The organism is Chelativorans petroleitrophicus (assembly GCF_025398195.1).
In the GTDB taxonomy this organism is placed as follows: Bacteria; Pseudomonadota; Alphaproteobacteria; order Rhizobiales; family Rhizobiaceae; genus Chelativorans; species Chelativorans petroleitrophicus.
Window position 1 is genome coordinate 219,104 of sequence record NZ_JAODNV010000006.1, and the last position, 15,215, is coordinate 234,318.

Genomic DNA, 15,215 nt, shown 5'->3' on the forward strand with positions numbered 1-15,215 from the left:
GCATCAGGATGAAGATTTGACGACGGTGTTATAGAAAAATATGCCGTCCCTGCGCCTTGCGGCGGGACGGCAGTCCGCCCGCGCCTTGAAGGGCACGGGCAAGCTGAAGATGCCGCTTAAGTCTCTAGACGTAGCGATTGACGATGTTTTCCAGCTTTTCCTGCCGGCCGGAGACGGGCTGCGGGTTCAGATTTTCGCGCATCACGCGCTCGGCGATCTCTTCCAGCGTACGCTCGCCCTTGAGCATCGCTTGCGCTTCGGGCTCGTTCCAGCGGGCGTAACGTTCCTCCAGCGGCGCGGAAAGCGCTTTGTCCTCGATCATCGCGGCCGCCGCCTTGAGCCCGCGCGCGCAGACGTCCATCGCACCCACATGGGCGGCTATCAGGTCTTCCGGGTCGAGCGACTGGCGGCGCAGCTTGGCGTCGAAATTGGTGCCGCCCGTGGTAAATCCGCCGGCCTGCAGGATGTAATAGTAGGCAAGCGCCACTTCGGGAACGTTGTTCGGGAACTGGTCGGTGTCCCAGCCTGACTGATAGTCGTTGCGGTTCATGTCGATGGAGCCGAGAATCCCGAGACTCGCCGCCATCGCCAGCTCATGCTCGAAAGAGTGGCCGGCAAGCAGGGCGTGGCCCTGCTCGATATTCACCTTCACCTCGTTCTCGAGCCCGTACCGCTTCAGGAAGCCGTAGACCGTGGCGACGTCATAGTCATACTGGTGCTTGGTGGGCTCCTGCGGCTTCGGCTCGACCAGGATCGTGCCCTTGAAGCCGATCTTGTGCTTGTAGTCGACCACCATGGAAAGGAAGCGGCCAAGCTGGTCGAGTTCGCGGCTCAGGTCGGTGTTGAGCAGCGTCTCGTAGCCCTCGCGCCCGCCCCACAGCACATAGTTCTCGCCGCCCAGCCGCTTGGTCACGTCCATGCAGGATTTCACCGTGGCCGCAGCATAGGCGAAGATGTCCGGGTCGGGATTGGTGGCGGCGCCCGCCATATAGCGGCGGTGGGAGAAGAGATTCGCCGTGCCCCAGAGAAGCTTTACGCCGGTTTTCTCCATCTTCCCGGCGAAATAGTCGGCGATCTCGTCGAGCCGCGCCACGCTTTCGGCGAAGGTCGCACCCTCCGGCCGCACATCGGCGTCGTGGAAGGTGAAGAAGGGAACGCCCAGAATCTCGAACATCTCGAAGGCGACATCGGCCTTGAGCTTCGCATGCTCCATCGTGTCGCCGAACCAGGGGCGCTCGAAGGTCTGGCCGCCGAAGGGGTCGCCTCCCGGCCAGACGAAATTATGCCAGTAGCAGACGGCGAAACGCAGATGGTCCTCCAGGCGCTTGCCGAGAACCTTCTCGTCCGGATTGTAATGGCGGAAGGCCAGCGGATTGCCGCTCTCCGGCCCCTCGTAGCGAACAGGCGACAGGTCGCCGAAAAATCCAGTGCTCATGCGGTAGCTCCTCGTATAGCCGGGTAGAGAGCGCGGTAGCGCCGGTATTCTTCCTCGAAGGCAGGGCGAAGCGCGGCATCGGGCTCGATGACGGCCGCAATGGCTGGCGGCGTGCAGACGGCGAGGGGGTCCGCGCCTTCCGCCGCGATCAAACCGAGACGCGCCGCGCCAAAGGCCGCGCCGAAATCGCCCTCCGCCGGCACTTCGACCGTCACGCCGAGCGCCGTCGCGATGGCCTTCAGCCAGTAGGTGGAGCGCGACCCGCCGCCGATGGCCGTGACGCTGGAAAGCTCCGTACCTGCCTGCCTCAGAGCTTCCAGGCTGTCGCGGAAGGCGAAGGCGACACCTTCGACCACCGCCTGTGTGAGCGCGGCGCGGTCCGTACGGTGCGCAAGGCCGGTGAAGCTGCCGCGGATGATCGCGTCGTTGTGGGGTGTGCGTTCGCCCGAAAGATAGGGCAGGAAGGTGACGCCGGAGGGCGTCTTGAGCTCCTCGCCCAGTTCGCGCGTCAGATCGCTCGGCGTGGCGCCGGTGATACCCGCAAGCCAGTTGAGGGAGTCTGTCGCCGAAAGGATCACCCCCATCTGATGCCAGGTGTTCGGCAAGGCGTGGCAGAAGGTGTGGACGGCGCTTTCAGGATTGGGAAGATAGGTTGCGTTCGAGGCGAAGAGCACCCCGGACGTGCCGAGCGACACGAAAGCGGCACCCGGCTTTACGGTGCCCGCGCCGCAGGCCGAGGCTGCGTTGTCTCCCGCGCCGCCCGCCACGACGACGTTCGAGCCCATGCCCCAGCGGCCGGCAAGTTCGGCCCGCAAGGTGCCCGCTCTTTCGGTGCCTTCGACAAGGCGCGGCATATGCCCTTCGGTCAGCGCCGTCGCTTCCAGCAGGTCCGCCGACCAGCGCCGTTCTTTCACGTCTAGCCATGCGGTGCCGGCTGCGTCCGACATTTCGGAAATATGCTCGCCGGTAAGCCACAGGCGCAGATAGTCCTTGGGCAGCAGCACCTTCGCGGTTCTGGAGAAGGTCTCGGGCTCGTTCCGCTGCACCCAAACGAGTTTCGGCGCGGTGAAGCCGGGAAAGACGATGTTGCCCGTAATCTCACGGAAGCGCGGATCGGCGTCGAGCTCCGCCGCTTCCCGGTGGCTGCGCGTATCGTTCCACAGGATGCAGGGCCTGAGTGGTTTGTCGTCTTCGCCTAGCAGCGTCGCCCCGTGCATCTGGCCGGAAAGTCCAATGCCGCGCACGGCGGCGAGCGCATCTCCATGGGAGCTTTTGAGCGCCGAAATGGCCTCTTCCGTGGCCGCGATCCACTGCGCCGGGTCTTGCTCCGACCACCCGGCATGGGGGCGCGAAACCTCCAGGGCCCCGGTTGCTGAAGCGACGATCCTCTGCGACTCGTCGATCAGCAACGCCTTGACCCCGGACGTGCCGAGATCGAGACCAAGATACATGTCTTTCCTCCCAGGCTGCCGCGGATCTGAGGCCTTCGCGCCGGATCAGCCATTTATTTCGCGTTTCGAATAAATATGCACAACCTGCCGCCCGAGGCAATTATCGGTCGGCAAAAAACTGATTGGCTGATGGTGTTTCCGGCTTTGCTTTCTTCACAAGGGCGCAGGCCGGCTTTACTGTGCAGCCAGCAGCCAGAGGAAGAATTTCATGCCTGAAAGAAGCCTGCTTGCCACCCTCCTTGTGCCGGGCAAGGTCCCGTCCCTTGCGGCGAGCCGCCTGGAAGAGAATTTCCGTCTCATCCGAATTGAGCGCGCCGACCCCGCGCTGGTGACGGAAGAGATGAAACAGTCCGTGCAGGGGATGCTCGGCATAACGGTCATCGACGCCGCCTTCATCGATGTCTTTCCGAACCTCGAGATCATCGCCAATCTGGGTGTAGGCTATGATTCGATTGATGCGGCTCATGCTGGCAAGAAGGGCGTCATGGTGACGAACACGCCCGACGTGCTCACCGAAGAGGTTGCCGATACCACAATCGGCCTGCTCATCAACACGGTGCGCGAACTGCCGAAGGCGGAGAAATGGCTGCGCGAGGGCCGCTGGGTGCGTGAGGGTTCCTATCCTCTCACGAAAGCGACGCTACGCGGGCGCAGCGTGGGCATATTCGGGCTGGGACGGATCGGACGCGCCATAGCCCGCCGCATAGAAGCCTTCGGCCTGCCGGTGAGCTATCACAATCGCCGCAAGATCGAGGACGTCTCTTACAGCTACTATCCCACGCTGGTATCGCTGGCGGAGGCGGTTGACACGCTGATCTCCGTGGCACCCGGCGGCGCGGCCACCCAAAAGGCGGTGGATGCCACCGTGCTGCGGGCGCTCGGCCCCAACGGCGTTTTCATCAACATCGGACGGGGAACCAGCGTGGATGAGGAGGCGCTGATTGCCGCCCTTCGCGACGGCACCATCCTAGCCGCAGGCCTCGATGTCTTCGCGGACGAGCCCAACGTGCCGCAGGCGCTGCTCGACTGCGAAAATGCCTGTCTGCTGCCACATGTGGGCTCGGCTACCGTGCATACGCGTCAGGCGATGGCGGACCTGATGGTCGACAATCTCATTTCCTGGTTCACCAAGCGGCAGGCGCTGACTCCGGTGCCCGAGACGGCCAACGTTAAGGCGAGGACATACTCCTAGCTTAGGTTAGGTGCGCCTTATTCTCGCCAATCAAGCTCGCATTAACGATTTGGAGCGAACATGCGATTCGTCGCAGAGTCCTTGGTGCGTGCCAATGAAACTTATGTTTCCCGCCTTGGCCTCCGTTGGCTTAGTTGGAGCTCTGGCGTTTGTCGTGCCCCAAAATCCCGACGTGGCACCGTCAGCGCCCTCTCTTCAGCAAAGCAAGGAGGCACTGGTAAGCTACAAGCTTAGCGTTTCAGGCCAGGAAGGAAGCTGCACCGTCGTAAAGCGCGGCGCGACTGAGGCGGGGCGCGCGGAACTGGAGCTTGACGAGAACTGCGTTCTCATGCTGCCGCGGCTCGCGCACGCGCGCTACTGGAAGCAGGAGCCCACCGGTGATGTCATTTTCGCCGCGGCGGATGGCCGTCCTGTCGTGGAGTTCTTCGCTGCTGACGGTGTGGCCTATGAATCCCTGCGTCCGGTCTCGCCGCTGGTAGCGCTCACGGTGCAGTAAGCCGCTTCAGTCGCCCTCTACGCGGCTGCGGCCTTCATGCGCGCGGCGGCGTGGGCACGCACCGCTTCCCCGAACGCCTCGAAAATCCGCTGCGACGGCTCGTCGCTTTTGGCCCAATATTCCGGATGCCACTGCACGCCCACGGCGAAGGCGCGGGCGTTGGCAACGGACACGGCCTCGATCACCCCGTCCGGGGCCACGGCCTCGACTCTGAGATTCGGCGCGAGCCGGTCAATGCCCTGCCGGTGGACCGAATTGACCTGGATTTCATCGGCCTTGAACAGACCGGCGAGGCAGCCGCCGGTCCGGATGGTGACCTTCTGGCGGATGGCGAAACGCTCATCCTGATCCGCGCTTTCCGGCGCTCTGTGGTCCAGCGTCCCGGGGCGCTCCTGGATTTCGGCTGCCAGCGTGCCGCCGAGCGCCACGTTTAGCTCCTGGATGCCGCGGCAGATGGCGAGCAGTGGGACGCCGCGCTCGATGGCCCGGCGGATGAGCGGCAGGGTGGTGGAGTCGCGCTGCCTGTCATAGGGGCCGTTCTTCTCATCGTCCGCCCCGCCATAGAGCGTCGGGTCGACATTGGATTTCGCGCCCGTCAGCATCACTCCGTCGACGGCGGCAAGCAGCGAATCGAGATCGATGCGCTCTCCGAAGGAGGGCACCAGCACGGGCAGGACGCCGGCCGCCGAGACGGCCGCTTCCAGATACTGATCGGGAGCGGCATGCCAGCGGTAGTTCTCGAATTCCTTCACGTCCGTCGAGACGGCGACAAGCGGCTGCGCCATGGATGCCCTCTTCATGTTGCCTGCCATCATATCTACTGTTTCCGGTAGCCCTTTTCCAACCACCCTTACACCTTTCGGAAAGTCTACCTGTCCGCGTTCAAAAACTGGACTTGGCGATGCGTGCGTGTATTGATACCCGCCGGCATCGGGGGAGGATGGCGCGCCAGCCAGCCACGCTCCGATTTCCGTACTCCTAATGTTGAAACCATATCCGGGAGGTAATGTATGGATCGCCGTTCATTTATTAAAAAAGCGGGCGCAGCGGGGCTGGGGGCCGGCGCGGCCGCTCTTGCCACACCGGCCATTTCGCAGGGGAACCAGACCTGGCGCATGGTCACCACCTGGCCGAAGAACTTCCCCGGCCTGGGCGTCGGTGCGCAGCGACTGGCTGACCGCATCACTGCGGCTTCGGGCGGGCGCCTGACGATTCAGGTCTATGCCGCCGGCGAACTCGTGCCGCCTTTGCAGGCGCTTGATGCGGTGATCGACGGCTCTGCGGAAATGAGCCATGGCGCCGCCTACTACTGGCAGAACAAGAGTGCCGGCCTTTCCTTCTTCACCGGCGTGCCCTACGGCATGACGTCGCGCGAGCTTACGGCGTGGGTCCGTTATCTCGGCGGGCAGGAGATCTGGGACGAGATCTACGATCAGTTTGGCGTTCAGGGCTTCCTTTCCGGCGACACCGGCACGCAGGCCGGCGGCTGGTTCCGCAACGAGCTGACGGGCCTGGATTCGATCCAGGGAGTACGCTTCCGTACGCCGGGCATGGGCGGTCAGGTCTGGGAGAAGCTCGGTGCGTCGGTGACCAATCTCGCCGCGGGCGAAATCTTCCAGGCGCTGCAGTCGGGCACGCTTGACGCGGCGGAGTTCGTTGGCCCCTATAACGACCTTGCCCTGGGCTTCTACCAGGTCTGCAAGAACTACTATTTCCCGAGCTTCGTCGAGCCCGGCCTTGCGACCGAGCTGGTGGTCGACAAGGCGAAGTATCAGGCGTTGCCGTCCGACCTGCAGGCGATCATCCGCGATTGCTGCCAGGCCGAATATGATGCGGTGGCCGCCGACTTCGCGGCGAACGATCCGCGCGCTTTGAAAACTCTCGTGGAAGAGCATGGCGTTCAGGTGCGGCGTTTCCCCGAGGAAATTCTCGAGGCGGGCGCCAAAGCTTCTAAGGAACTTCTGCAGACGCTGCTCGAATCGAGCGATCCGCTGACGAAGAAGACCGCAGAAAGCTTCGTGTCGGCTCTCAACATCGTGCGGCAGAAGACGGAAGGCACCGACGTTCCGTTCCTTCAGGCACGGGAGAAGTACTTCCACCTCTGATCAGAGCGGTATCGGCAAAAAGAAAGGCCCGGGCGGCGGTCGTCGCCCGGGCCTTTCGTTTGATGGCTTTCTCTACCGTCAGCCGTAGATTGCTCTCGGCAGCCAGGTTGCGAGCCCCGGCATCATGAACATGAGCGCGAGCGCCACCACCTGCAGTGCGACGAACGGGATAACGCCGCGATAGATCATGCCCGTGGTAACATTGTTGGGCGCTACGCCGCGCAGATAGAACAGCGAGAAGCCGAAGGGCGGCGTAAGAAAGCTCGTCTGCAGGTTCACACCCACCAGGACGCCGAGCCACACCGGATCCACGTCAAGCGCAAGCAGGATCGGCGCGGTGATCGGGATCACGATGAAGATGATCTCGAAGGTATCCAGGATGAAGCCCAGCACGAACATGATGAGCATGACCACGGCGACCGCCATGAGCGGGCCGCCCGGCAGAGCGGCAAGAAACTCGTGCACCAGTGCGTCGCCGCCCATCAGACGGAACACGATGGAGAACACCGAAGCGCCGAAGAGAATGATGAACACCATGCAGGTGATGCTGGCGGTGGAAATGACGCTCTCACGCAACACCTGGAAGGAGAGGCGCATGCGCACGGCCGCCAGGATCATGGCGCCTACCGCGCCCACCGAAGCCGCTTCCGTCGGCGTCGCGATGCCGCCCAGGATCGAACCCAGCACGGCGACGATGAGCAGCAGCGGCGGGATCAGTGCCACCGTGACCTCTTTGGCAAGATCTTTCCTGTCTTCTTCGGCGACGGGCGTGGCCGGGCAGGAGTCAGGCTGGAAAACCGCCTTTGTGATCACCCAGACGAGATAAAGCCCCACGAGAAGAAGACCCGGCAGCAGCGCGCCGGCAAAAAGGTCGCCGACGGAGACGGGCACCGGTGCGAAATTGCCTTTGGCCATCTGCACCTGGGCGTTGATGCCCGAGAGCATGTCGCCCATGAAGATCAACACAGTCGAGGGCGGGATGATCTGCCCCAGCGTGCCGGAAGCGCAGATGACGCCCGATGCCAGCCGGGGATCGTAATTCGCGCGCAGCATCGCGGGCAGGGAGATCAGCCCCATCGTGACCACTGTCGCGCCCACCACGCCGGTCGAAGCCGCCAGAAGAGCACCCACCACGATAACGGACATGCCAAGGCCGCCGCGCAGGTTGCCGAACAGCTTACCCATCGTCAGAAGAAGCTGCTCAGCGATCTTCGAGCGCTCCAGTATCACGCCCATGAAAATGAACAGGGGCACGGCAACGAGCACCTCGTTCGTCATGTAGCCGATATAGCGGTTGATGACGCTACCGAGATTGGAGGGATCGAAGACGCCGAACCACATGCCGACGAGGCCGAACATGAGCGAAACGCCTGCCAGCGTGAAAGCCACCGGGAACCCCAGCATGAGGAAGGCGATGATGCCGAAGAACATGAGCCCCGAAAGGAGCTCGCCGATCAGAACGGGGTCCATCACACTGCGGTCTCCTGGGCCTGTTCTTCGTCACGCCGATAGCGCAGGTGCTCCGGCAGCAGCTCTTCCTGCCCGGCAAGCACGAGCACTGAGCGAAGCGCCATGGCTATTCCCTGAAGCGCAACCAGGAGAGCAAAGGCGGGGATGAAGGTCTTCAGGATGAAGAGCCCCGGCATGCCGCCGATATTGGCCGAGGCCTCGTAGATGCGCCAGGAGCGCGCCACGAAGGGCCAGCCATAGGCCAGCACGACCCAGCAGAAAGGCAAGAGAAAGATGACGACGCCGATAAGGTCCACCAGCGCCTTTCGCTTCAGACCCGCCGGCCGGTAGAAGATGTCCACCCGCACATGGTCGTTGCGCAGCAGCGCAAATCCGGCCACCGCCGTGAACATGGCCCCATTCAGCCACACATAGAGGTCCCGCATCCAGATGATGCTGGTGTCAAAGGCATAACGCTGGACCACGATAGTGAAGCAAACCAGAACGATACCCAGCGACAGCCAGGAAAAGATGTTCCCCACCCAAGTGTTGAGTCCGCTGATTGCGCGGACGACTAAAGCGATTGCACGCACTGATCCGAGTCTCCCCTGAGGGCCGACGAGCCTCCCTCTAAACGACGTGAAGGGCTCCGTCCCGTCTCGTCGTTCCCCTTTCGTTCGCGAATGGTTGTTCTAATCTGTCCTGCCCGGCGCAGGCCGTTCATTGGAACGCCCCGCCCCTTCAGGCGCGCGGGTTCTAGCAGCTTTGAACGGCAGGCAAAAGCAGCAAGATGTCTAAATGCGACACTTTTTGCGGGCGCAAAACGCAGATGCGTGCACCACAATCATTCGTTCGAAGCCTTGTCCGGCAAAGAAAATGTCCGAAGAAAGGGCGCGAGGGTTGCACTATTGCTCTTTGCATGACGTGCCGCGATTTCGTTTGACGTCGCCCTGTGGCAAGAGAAAACTATCTCCTAATGGATGAGGCGGGCAGGCCTTGAGGCTCCGCTTTCAGGCGCCGCCGGCGCCCGCCATGCACATTGGCCGTGCGGGCCTAGCGCCATGCGCGGTGGAGGAGGAGAATGCCATGACCCTCCATGAGGTGTCACTTGGCGACAAATACGACCTCTCGAAGCGGCGCATCTTCGTTTCGGGTGCCCAGGCCATCGTGCGCATGCTGCTCATGCAGCGCGAGCGCGACCGGCGCGCCGGCCTGAACACGGGCGGCTTTGTTTCCGGCTATCGCGGCTCCCCCCTTGGCGGGCTCGATCTCCAGATGTGGAAGGCGAGCGAGGAACTTGCAGCCGCTGGTATTCTCTTCCAGCCGGGACTCAACGAGGAACTGGCGGCCACGGCATGCTGGGGTTCGCAGCAGGCGGAACTCACCGGCGAGGGCAGGCACGATGGCGTGTTCGCGCTGTGGTACGGCAAAGGGCCGGGCGTGGACCGCAGCGGGGACGCCATCCGCCACGCTAATCTTGCGGGGTCCTCGAAATATGGCGGCGTGCTTGCCCTGATGGGCGACGATCATGCCGCGGAGTCTTCCACCATCGCCCATCAGAGCGAGTTCGCCTTTGTCGACGCCATGGTGCCGATTCTCAATCCGGCGGGCGTGCAGGAACTGATCGACTACGGGCTCTACGGCTATGCGCTCTCACGGTTTGCCGGTACCTGGGCGGCGATCAAATGCGTGAAGGACAATATCGAATCCAGCGCGGCCGTGGATGCCGCGCTCGATAGGATCGAAATCGTCCTGCCCGAGTTCGACATGCCGCCCGGCGGGCTCAACATCCGCAACGAGCTGGATCAGCTTGGCCAGGAAGAGCGGCTGCATGAGTACAAGCGCGCTGCAGCGGCCGCATTCGTGAGCGCCAACCGCCTGAACCGCATCGTCTTTTCCGGCGGTCACAATCCAAAGTTCGGCATCGTGACGATCGGCGCGAGCTATCTCGATGTACGCCAGGCGCTCGACGACCTCGGCATCGATGAACGACGCGCCGCCGATCTGGGCATCAGGCTCTTCAAGGTCGCCTGCCCGTGGCCGTTCGACTTCGAGCATATGGCCGATTTCGTCCACGGCCTCGAACTGGTCATGGTGGTGGAGGAGAAGCGCTCGCTGCTTGAAGTGCAGCTTCGCGAACACCTTTACGGCAGGCCCGATCACCCGGTCATCATCGGCAAGAAGGATGAAAAGGGCGAGCGGCTGTTTCCGATAAAGGGCGTCCTCGATCCCAACGAGATTGCCATCGCAATCGGCGAGCGCATCCTCAGGGTGATCGGGCCGTCGGACGAGATTGCCGCCCGCGTGGCGCAGCTGCGCCAGTTTCAGGCCATGCGCGCGCGGACGACGAATGTCGCAGTGCGCATGCCCTATTTCTGCTCCGGCTGCCCGCACAACACTTCCACCCGCGTGCCGGAAGGCTCGATCGCCGGTGCAGGCATCGGATGCCATTTCATGGCCCTCTGGATGGACCGGGACACGATGGGCTTTACGGCCATGGGCGGAGAGGGCGCCCAATGGATCGGCCAGGCGCCGTTCTCGAAACGGCGACACTTCTTCCAGAATTTGGGCGACGGCACCTATCAGCATTCCGGCGTGCTGGCGCTTCGCTTCGCTGTCGCTGCGGGCGTCAACATCACCTACAAGATTCTTTTCAACGACGCCGTGGCCATGACGGGTGGCCAGCCTGTGGAAGGCAGCCTCACCGTCGATCGCATCGCCCAGCAGGTGCGGGCGGAGGGCGTGCAGCGCATCGCTATCGTTACGGATGAACCCGAAAAATATCGGGGCAGAATGCGCTTTCCCGAGGGCACCACGGTGCACCACCGGCGCGAGCTGGACGCGGTGCAAAGAGAGCTGCGCGAGATCAAGGGCGTTTCCGTTCTCATCTACGACCAGACCTGCGCGGCCGAGAAGCGGCGGCGGCGCAAGCGCGGCACCTATCCCGATCCGGACCGGCGCGTGATCATCAACGAACTGGTATGCGAGGGCTGCGGAGACTGCGGGGTCAAGTCCAACTGCGTGTCGGTGCAGCCCGTGGTGACCGAGTTCGGACGCAAGCGCCGCATCGACCAAACAACCTGCAACAAGGATTTTTCCTGCGTGGAGGGCTTCTGCCCCTCCTTCGTCACGGTGCACGGCGCCAGGCCGAAGAAGTCCGGCTGGGTCGCCGCGGGTGTCGATCCGCTCGCCGGTCTCCCGGCCCCGCAGCTCTTCCCGCTGGAGCACGGCTGGTCAGCCGTGGTGAACGGTATCGGCGGCACGGGCGTGGTCACCATCGGCGCGATCATCGGCATGGCTGCGCATCTGGAAGGGAAGGGCGCCGGCATCATCGACATGGCCGGGCTGGCGCAAAAGGGCGGAGCCGTCTTTTCGCATCTCAGAATCGCCCGCGCGCCGGGCGACATCAGCTCCATTCGGGTTGCCGCGGGCAAGGCCGATCTGGTGTTGGGCGGCGACCTCCTGGTCTCGGGTTCGGCCAAGGTGCTGGCCACCGTACGCGAAGGGCACACCTTGTTTGTCGCCAATACCGCCGAGATCATGCCCGGCGATTTCGCCCGTTCCGCGGACTTCTCGCTGCCCGTCGAGCGACTGAAGCAGGCTGTACGCAAGGCGGCCGGCAGGGATCGGGCCCACTTTTTCAATGCCATGCGCACCACGCAGGCCCTTTTCGGCAATTCCATCGGCGCCAACATGTTCATGCTCGGTATGGCCTGTCAGCTTGGCGGCCTACCCGTCTCGGCCGAGGCGATCGAAAAGGCCATCGAATTGAACGGACGGGCGGTCTCCATGAACATTGCCGCCTTCCGCTGGGGGCGGCGCGCGGCGCATGCGCCCGATGAGGTTCGGGAACTGGCCTCCCGCGCCACGCCCGAAAGGCGGCCTGAGCCTGCACGCAGCCTTGACGAGATTATCGCGCGCCGGGTTGCGTTCCTCACCGCCTATCAGGATGCGGCCTATGCGGAGCGCTACCGCAGCCGCATCGCTAGGCTGCGCGCCGCTGAGGAAAGGGCCGTGCCGGGCTCCACCGCCGTCACGGAAGCTGCCGCGCGCGGGCTGTTCAAGCTCATGGCGGTCAAGGACGAATATGAGGTGGCGCGCCTCTATACGGACGGCTCGTTCAAGGAACAGCTCGCAGCCGAATTCGACAGCTATGAGCGACTCGAGTTCCATCTGGCACCGCCCGTCTTAGCGCGGCGCGATGCCGACGGCCACCTGCGGAAAATGCGGTTCGGGCCGTGGATGATGCCGGTCTTTTCCGTGCTTGCCCGTCTCAAGGGCCTGCGCGGCACGGTCCTCGATCCCTTCGGCTACTCGGCCGAGAGGCGCATGGAACGCGGGCTTCTCAAGCAGTATGAGCAGGATCTAGACCTGATCGAATCCTTGCTTGCGCCGGGAAAGATCGAGGCTGGTGCCGCTCTTGCAGCTCTGCCCATGATGGTCCGCGGCTTCGGCCACATCAAGCAGGCGAACGCGGCCAAGGCAGCCGAGGAACGTGCCCGCCTTGTCGCCCGGCTGAAGGAGGAAGCGCCGAAACCCTTCCTCCAGGCGGCGCAGTAGCCGGCTGCCGTGACTAGCGCGCTCTTTTTGCTCATAATCCTTCGTTAAGCCGGCTGTGCGATGGTCTTGCCGCCGAGCGGGAAATTTATATGGGCATTCGCAAGATCACGGACATTCCCGAGGACGTCTATGTCCAGTTCGTCAGGTCGCTGTTTGCGAACAGCGGCACGCTGATTGTCGGTGCTCTCTGCCACGTAGCTGTTGCGCTTGTGGCGTATATACGAACGGAACGGCCTCTCTTCGCGCTCTTTTCCGTCCTGTTTCTCGCCGTCGGCGTCTGGCGCTATTTCGACATGCAGCGGTGCCGGGAAAGGCTAGAAAAGCTTGATCTCGAAACCGCTCGCGAACTGGAGACCAGCTACGTCGTCAAGGGCGGCATCCAGGGTCTGCTGCTCGGCACTTTCGGTTTCGTCGCGATCTATCTCTACCCTGATCTGTTCGTCGAACTGGGCGCGCTCTCGGTCAATCTGGCATCTCTGGTCACGGTCGTAGGGCGCAACTACGGCTCGCCGCGCATGGTCGTGGTTTTCGTAACCACCATGCTGGTGCCCGTCGGCACGGGTCTCCTGCTGCACGCCGAACTGGCGCACGTCGTGCTGGGTCTGCTGATCTTTCCGTTCGGCCTTATCATCATCAGCAATGCCGCGGGTTTGCGTGGAATTCTGGCGAGCGTCGTCCTGGAGCGCCGGAAGGTGAGCCAGCTTGCCCAGCGGTTCGACCGGGCGCTCAACACCATGTCTCACGGGCTGATCATGTTCAGTCCCGAAGGGCGCGCGGTCGTCGCCAATGCCCAGGCGGCGGAGTTTCTGGGTTTCCGCTCTTCCGAGCAGCTTCTCGGCCGCTCTCTGAAAGCGCTTCTCTTGCGCGGCGTTGCGGGCAAGCTTCTGCGCGGGAAGGATTACGTCCACGCCGAAACGCAGTTGACGAAAGCGTTGAAACAGGGGCGTGGCCGCAAGGTGCTCCTGCCGCTCACCGATGGGCGCTACTTTGAGTTTTCCGCTCGCGAGGGGCGGGAGGAGCTCGGCGTCATCACGTTCGAAGAGGTGACCCAGCGCGTCGAGGCGGAGGCGCGCATCCGCCACATGGCGCGCTATGACAGCCTTACCGACCTGCCCAACCGCGCCTATTTCCATGAGATGGTCACGAATCTCATGGCCTCCGGCGATCCCGATCGGTTGTGTGGCCTCGCGGTGCTGGACCTCGACGATTTCAAGAGCGTCAATGACACGCTCGGCCACCCGGTGGGAGACGGGCTGATCTATGCGGTGGCGGAGCGGCTGTCGGGCTGTGCCACGGACAATGTGAAGATCAGCCGCTTCGGCGGCGACGAGTTCATGATCTTCATCAACCGCGTGGAGGACGAGAACGATTTTGCCCTCCAGTTCCAGACGATCTTCGATCGGCTGCAGGGGGAAGTCGAAGTCGCCGGACACAGCCTCAGAATTCAGGCCAGTGCAGGCGCGGTTGTGGTGCCAGTGCGCTCCTACGATATGGACGCGATCACGGTTAAGGCCGACCTTGCGCTGTATAACGCCAAGGAGCAGGGCAAGAACCGCTGGCGGCTGTTCAAGGAGGAGATGGACGAGGCCTTCCGCAGCAAGCAGGTCATGAAGGCCGACCTGCGCAGCGCCATCCAGGCGCGTGCGCTGCGCGTCGTCTATCAGCCGATCATCGATATGCGCACCATGCGCATCTCGGATTGCGAGGCGCTTTGCCGGTGGGACCACCCGGAACTGGGGCCGATCTCACCCGCCGTATTCATTCCGCTTGCAGAGGAGATCGGCCTCGTCTCGGAGATCAGCGCGCTTGTGCTTGAGGCGGCGTGCCAGGAGTGCGCCCGCTGGCCCGAGGATCTCGGCGTATCGGTCAACCTTTCGGCCAAGGACTTCCACAGCGGGGCCGTGGTGGACAAGGTGCGCAACGCGCTGACCAAGGCCGGTCTGGCTGCGCACCGGTTGGAAGTCGAGGTTACCGAGACGACCCTTCTGGATGACCGGGCGTTAAACCGCCACTATATCAACGAGCTGAAGGCGCTTGGCGTCCGCATCGCGCTCGACGACTTCGGCACGGGCTATTCCAGCCTGAGCTATCTGCACACCTTGCCGCTCGATCGCGTCAAGATCGACGGAAGCTTCCTGCAGGATATCATCGGCAACAGCCGGTCGCACCAGCTTCTGAAGAGTGTGGTAGAGCTTTCGCGAAATCTCGGCCTCGCCGTTACCGTAGAGGGCGTGGAGACGTTCGAACAGCTCAAGATTCTTGCCGAATCGGTCAAACCGGATCGCGTGCAGGGTTTCCTCTTCGGCTCGGCGCTGTCGTCCTCCGGCATCGAGACCATGTCGAACATGGTCTGGTCGCCCGACGGCAAGTTCCGGAAGCACGACCTCACCGTCCAGCACTGAAACCCGCCTGTTGACTAGTGGCGGGCTCTACTCTGAGTATGCGGAACATTAACCTTAACACAACGTAAACGGCTAGCGTTGGATTTTCATCTTTTTGAAATCAAACATGTCGTTTACTGTAAGTG

General features: G+C 62.9%; 10 protein-coding genes. 5 read left to right on the forward strand and 5 right to left on the reverse strand.

Annotated elements, in window-relative coordinates:
* Positions 1-124 precede the first annotated feature (124 nt).
* Both xylA and xylB read right to left on the reverse strand, forming a co-directional pair.
* A complete protein-coding gene (gene xylA / locus NYR54_RS05825) occupies positions 125-1,435 on the reverse strand; it encodes a xylose isomerase (RefSeq protein WP_261514657.1) in 1,311 nt (436 codons plus the stop codon).
* Entirely contained in the window at positions 1,432-2,886 is a 1,455-nt protein-coding gene (xylB, locus tag NYR54_RS05830; protein WP_261514658.1) for a xylulokinase, read from the reverse strand. Before xylB ends, xylA begins: the two co-directional genes overlap by 4 nt.
* A 208-nt stretch (positions 2,887-3,094) precedes the next feature.
* Here xylB and NYR54_RS05835 point away from each other — a divergent pair, with 208 nt between their 5' ends.
* Entirely contained in the window at positions 3,095-4,078 is a 984-nt protein-coding gene (locus NYR54_RS05835; RefSeq protein ID WP_261514659.1) for a 2-hydroxyacid dehydrogenase, read from the forward strand.
* A gap of 154 nt (positions 4,079-4,232) precedes the next feature.
* The gene (locus NYR54_RS05840; protein ID WP_261514660.1) at positions 4,233-4,574 is read left to right on the forward strand and encodes a hypothetical protein; all 342 of its coding nucleotides are present in this window, start codon (positions 4,233-4,235) and stop codon (positions 4,572-4,574) included.
* Between the two features lie 17 nt (positions 4,575-4,591).
* On the opposite strand, the gene NYR54_RS05845 is transcribed toward NYR54_RS05840, so the two are convergent.
* Positions 4,592-5,359 carry a gamma-glutamyl-gamma-aminobutyrate hydrolase family protein gene (locus NYR54_RS05845; RefSeq protein ID WP_261514661.1) on the reverse strand — a complete coding sequence of 256 codons (768 nt, stop codon included), beginning with the start codon at positions 5,357-5,359 and terminating at the stop codon, positions 4,592-4,594.
* Positions 5,360-5,584: 225 nt separating this feature from the next.
* On the opposite strand from NYR54_RS05845, the gene NYR54_RS05850 reads away from it, so the two are divergent.
* Positions 5,585-6,679: a TRAP transporter substrate-binding protein gene (locus NYR54_RS05850; RefSeq protein ID WP_261514662.1), complete on the forward strand. Its 1,095-nt coding sequence runs from the start codon at positions 5,585-5,587 to the stop codon at positions 6,677-6,679.
* A gap of 78 nt (positions 6,680-6,757) precedes the next feature.
* Here NYR54_RS05850 and NYR54_RS05855 read toward each other — a convergent pair whose 3' ends face one another.
* Entirely contained in the window at positions 6,758-8,149 is a 1,392-nt protein-coding gene (locus NYR54_RS05855) for a TRAP transporter large permease (protein WP_261514725.1), read from the reverse strand.
* Positions 8,149-8,721 (reverse strand): TRAP transporter small permease subunit, encoded by a 573-nt coding sequence (locus NYR54_RS05860; RefSeq protein ID WP_261514663.1) that lies wholly within the window; start codon positions 8,719-8,721, stop codon positions 8,149-8,151. The genes NYR54_RS05855 and NYR54_RS05860 overlap by 1 nt, the downstream gene beginning before the upstream one ends.
* Positions 8,722-9,160: 439 nt before the next feature.
* On the opposite strand from NYR54_RS05860, the gene NYR54_RS05865 reads away from it, so the two are divergent.
* Both NYR54_RS05865 and NYR54_RS05870 read left to right on the forward strand, forming a co-directional pair.
* Positions 9,161-12,688 carry an indolepyruvate ferredoxin oxidoreductase family protein gene (locus NYR54_RS05865; RefSeq protein ID WP_261514664.1) on the forward strand — a complete coding sequence of 1,176 codons (3,528 nt, stop codon included), beginning with the start codon at positions 9,161-9,163 and terminating at the stop codon, positions 12,686-12,688.
* An 89-nt stretch (positions 12,689-12,777) separates the two neighbouring features.
* Positions 12,778-15,090 carry a putative bifunctional diguanylate cyclase/phosphodiesterase gene (locus NYR54_RS05870; RefSeq protein ID WP_261514665.1) on the forward strand — a complete coding sequence of 771 codons (2,313 nt, stop codon included), beginning with the start codon at positions 12,778-12,780 and terminating at the stop codon, positions 15,088-15,090.
* The last annotated feature ends 125 nt before the right edge of the window (positions 15,091-15,215 follow it).

Bases quoted from the DNA above. Each gene is read 5' to 3' on its own strand.
- NYR54_RS05855 (WP_261514725.1), bottom strand. From the start codon at position 8,149: ATGGACCCCGTTCTGATCGGCGAGCTCCTTTCGGGGCTCATGTTCTTC.
- NYR54_RS05835 (WP_261514659.1), top strand. From the start codon at position 3,095: ATGCCTGAAAGAAGCCTGCTTGCCACCCTCCTTGTGCCGGGCAAGGTC.
- xylB (WP_261514658.1), bottom strand. From the start codon at position 2,886: ATGTATCTTGGTCTCGATCTCGGCACGTCCGGGGTCAAGGCGTTGCTG.
- NYR54_RS05850 (WP_261514662.1), top strand. From the start codon at position 5,585: ATGGATCGCCGTTCATTTATTAAAAAAGCGGGCGCAGCGGGGCTGGGG.
- NYR54_RS05865 (WP_261514664.1), top strand. From the start codon at position 9,161: ATGCACATTGGCCGTGCGGGCCTAGCGCCATGCGCGGTGGAGGAGGAG.
- NYR54_RS05845 (WP_261514661.1), bottom strand. From the start codon at position 5,359: ATGGCGCAGCCGCTTGTCGCCGTCTCGACGGACGTGAAGGAATTCGAG.
- NYR54_RS05870 (WP_261514665.1), top strand. From the start codon at position 12,778: ATGGGCATTCGCAAGATCACGGACATTCCCGAGGACGTCTATGTCCAG.
- xylA (WP_261514657.1), bottom strand. From the start codon at position 1,435: ATGAGCACTGGATTTTTCGGCGACCTGTCGCCTGTTCGCTACGAGGGG.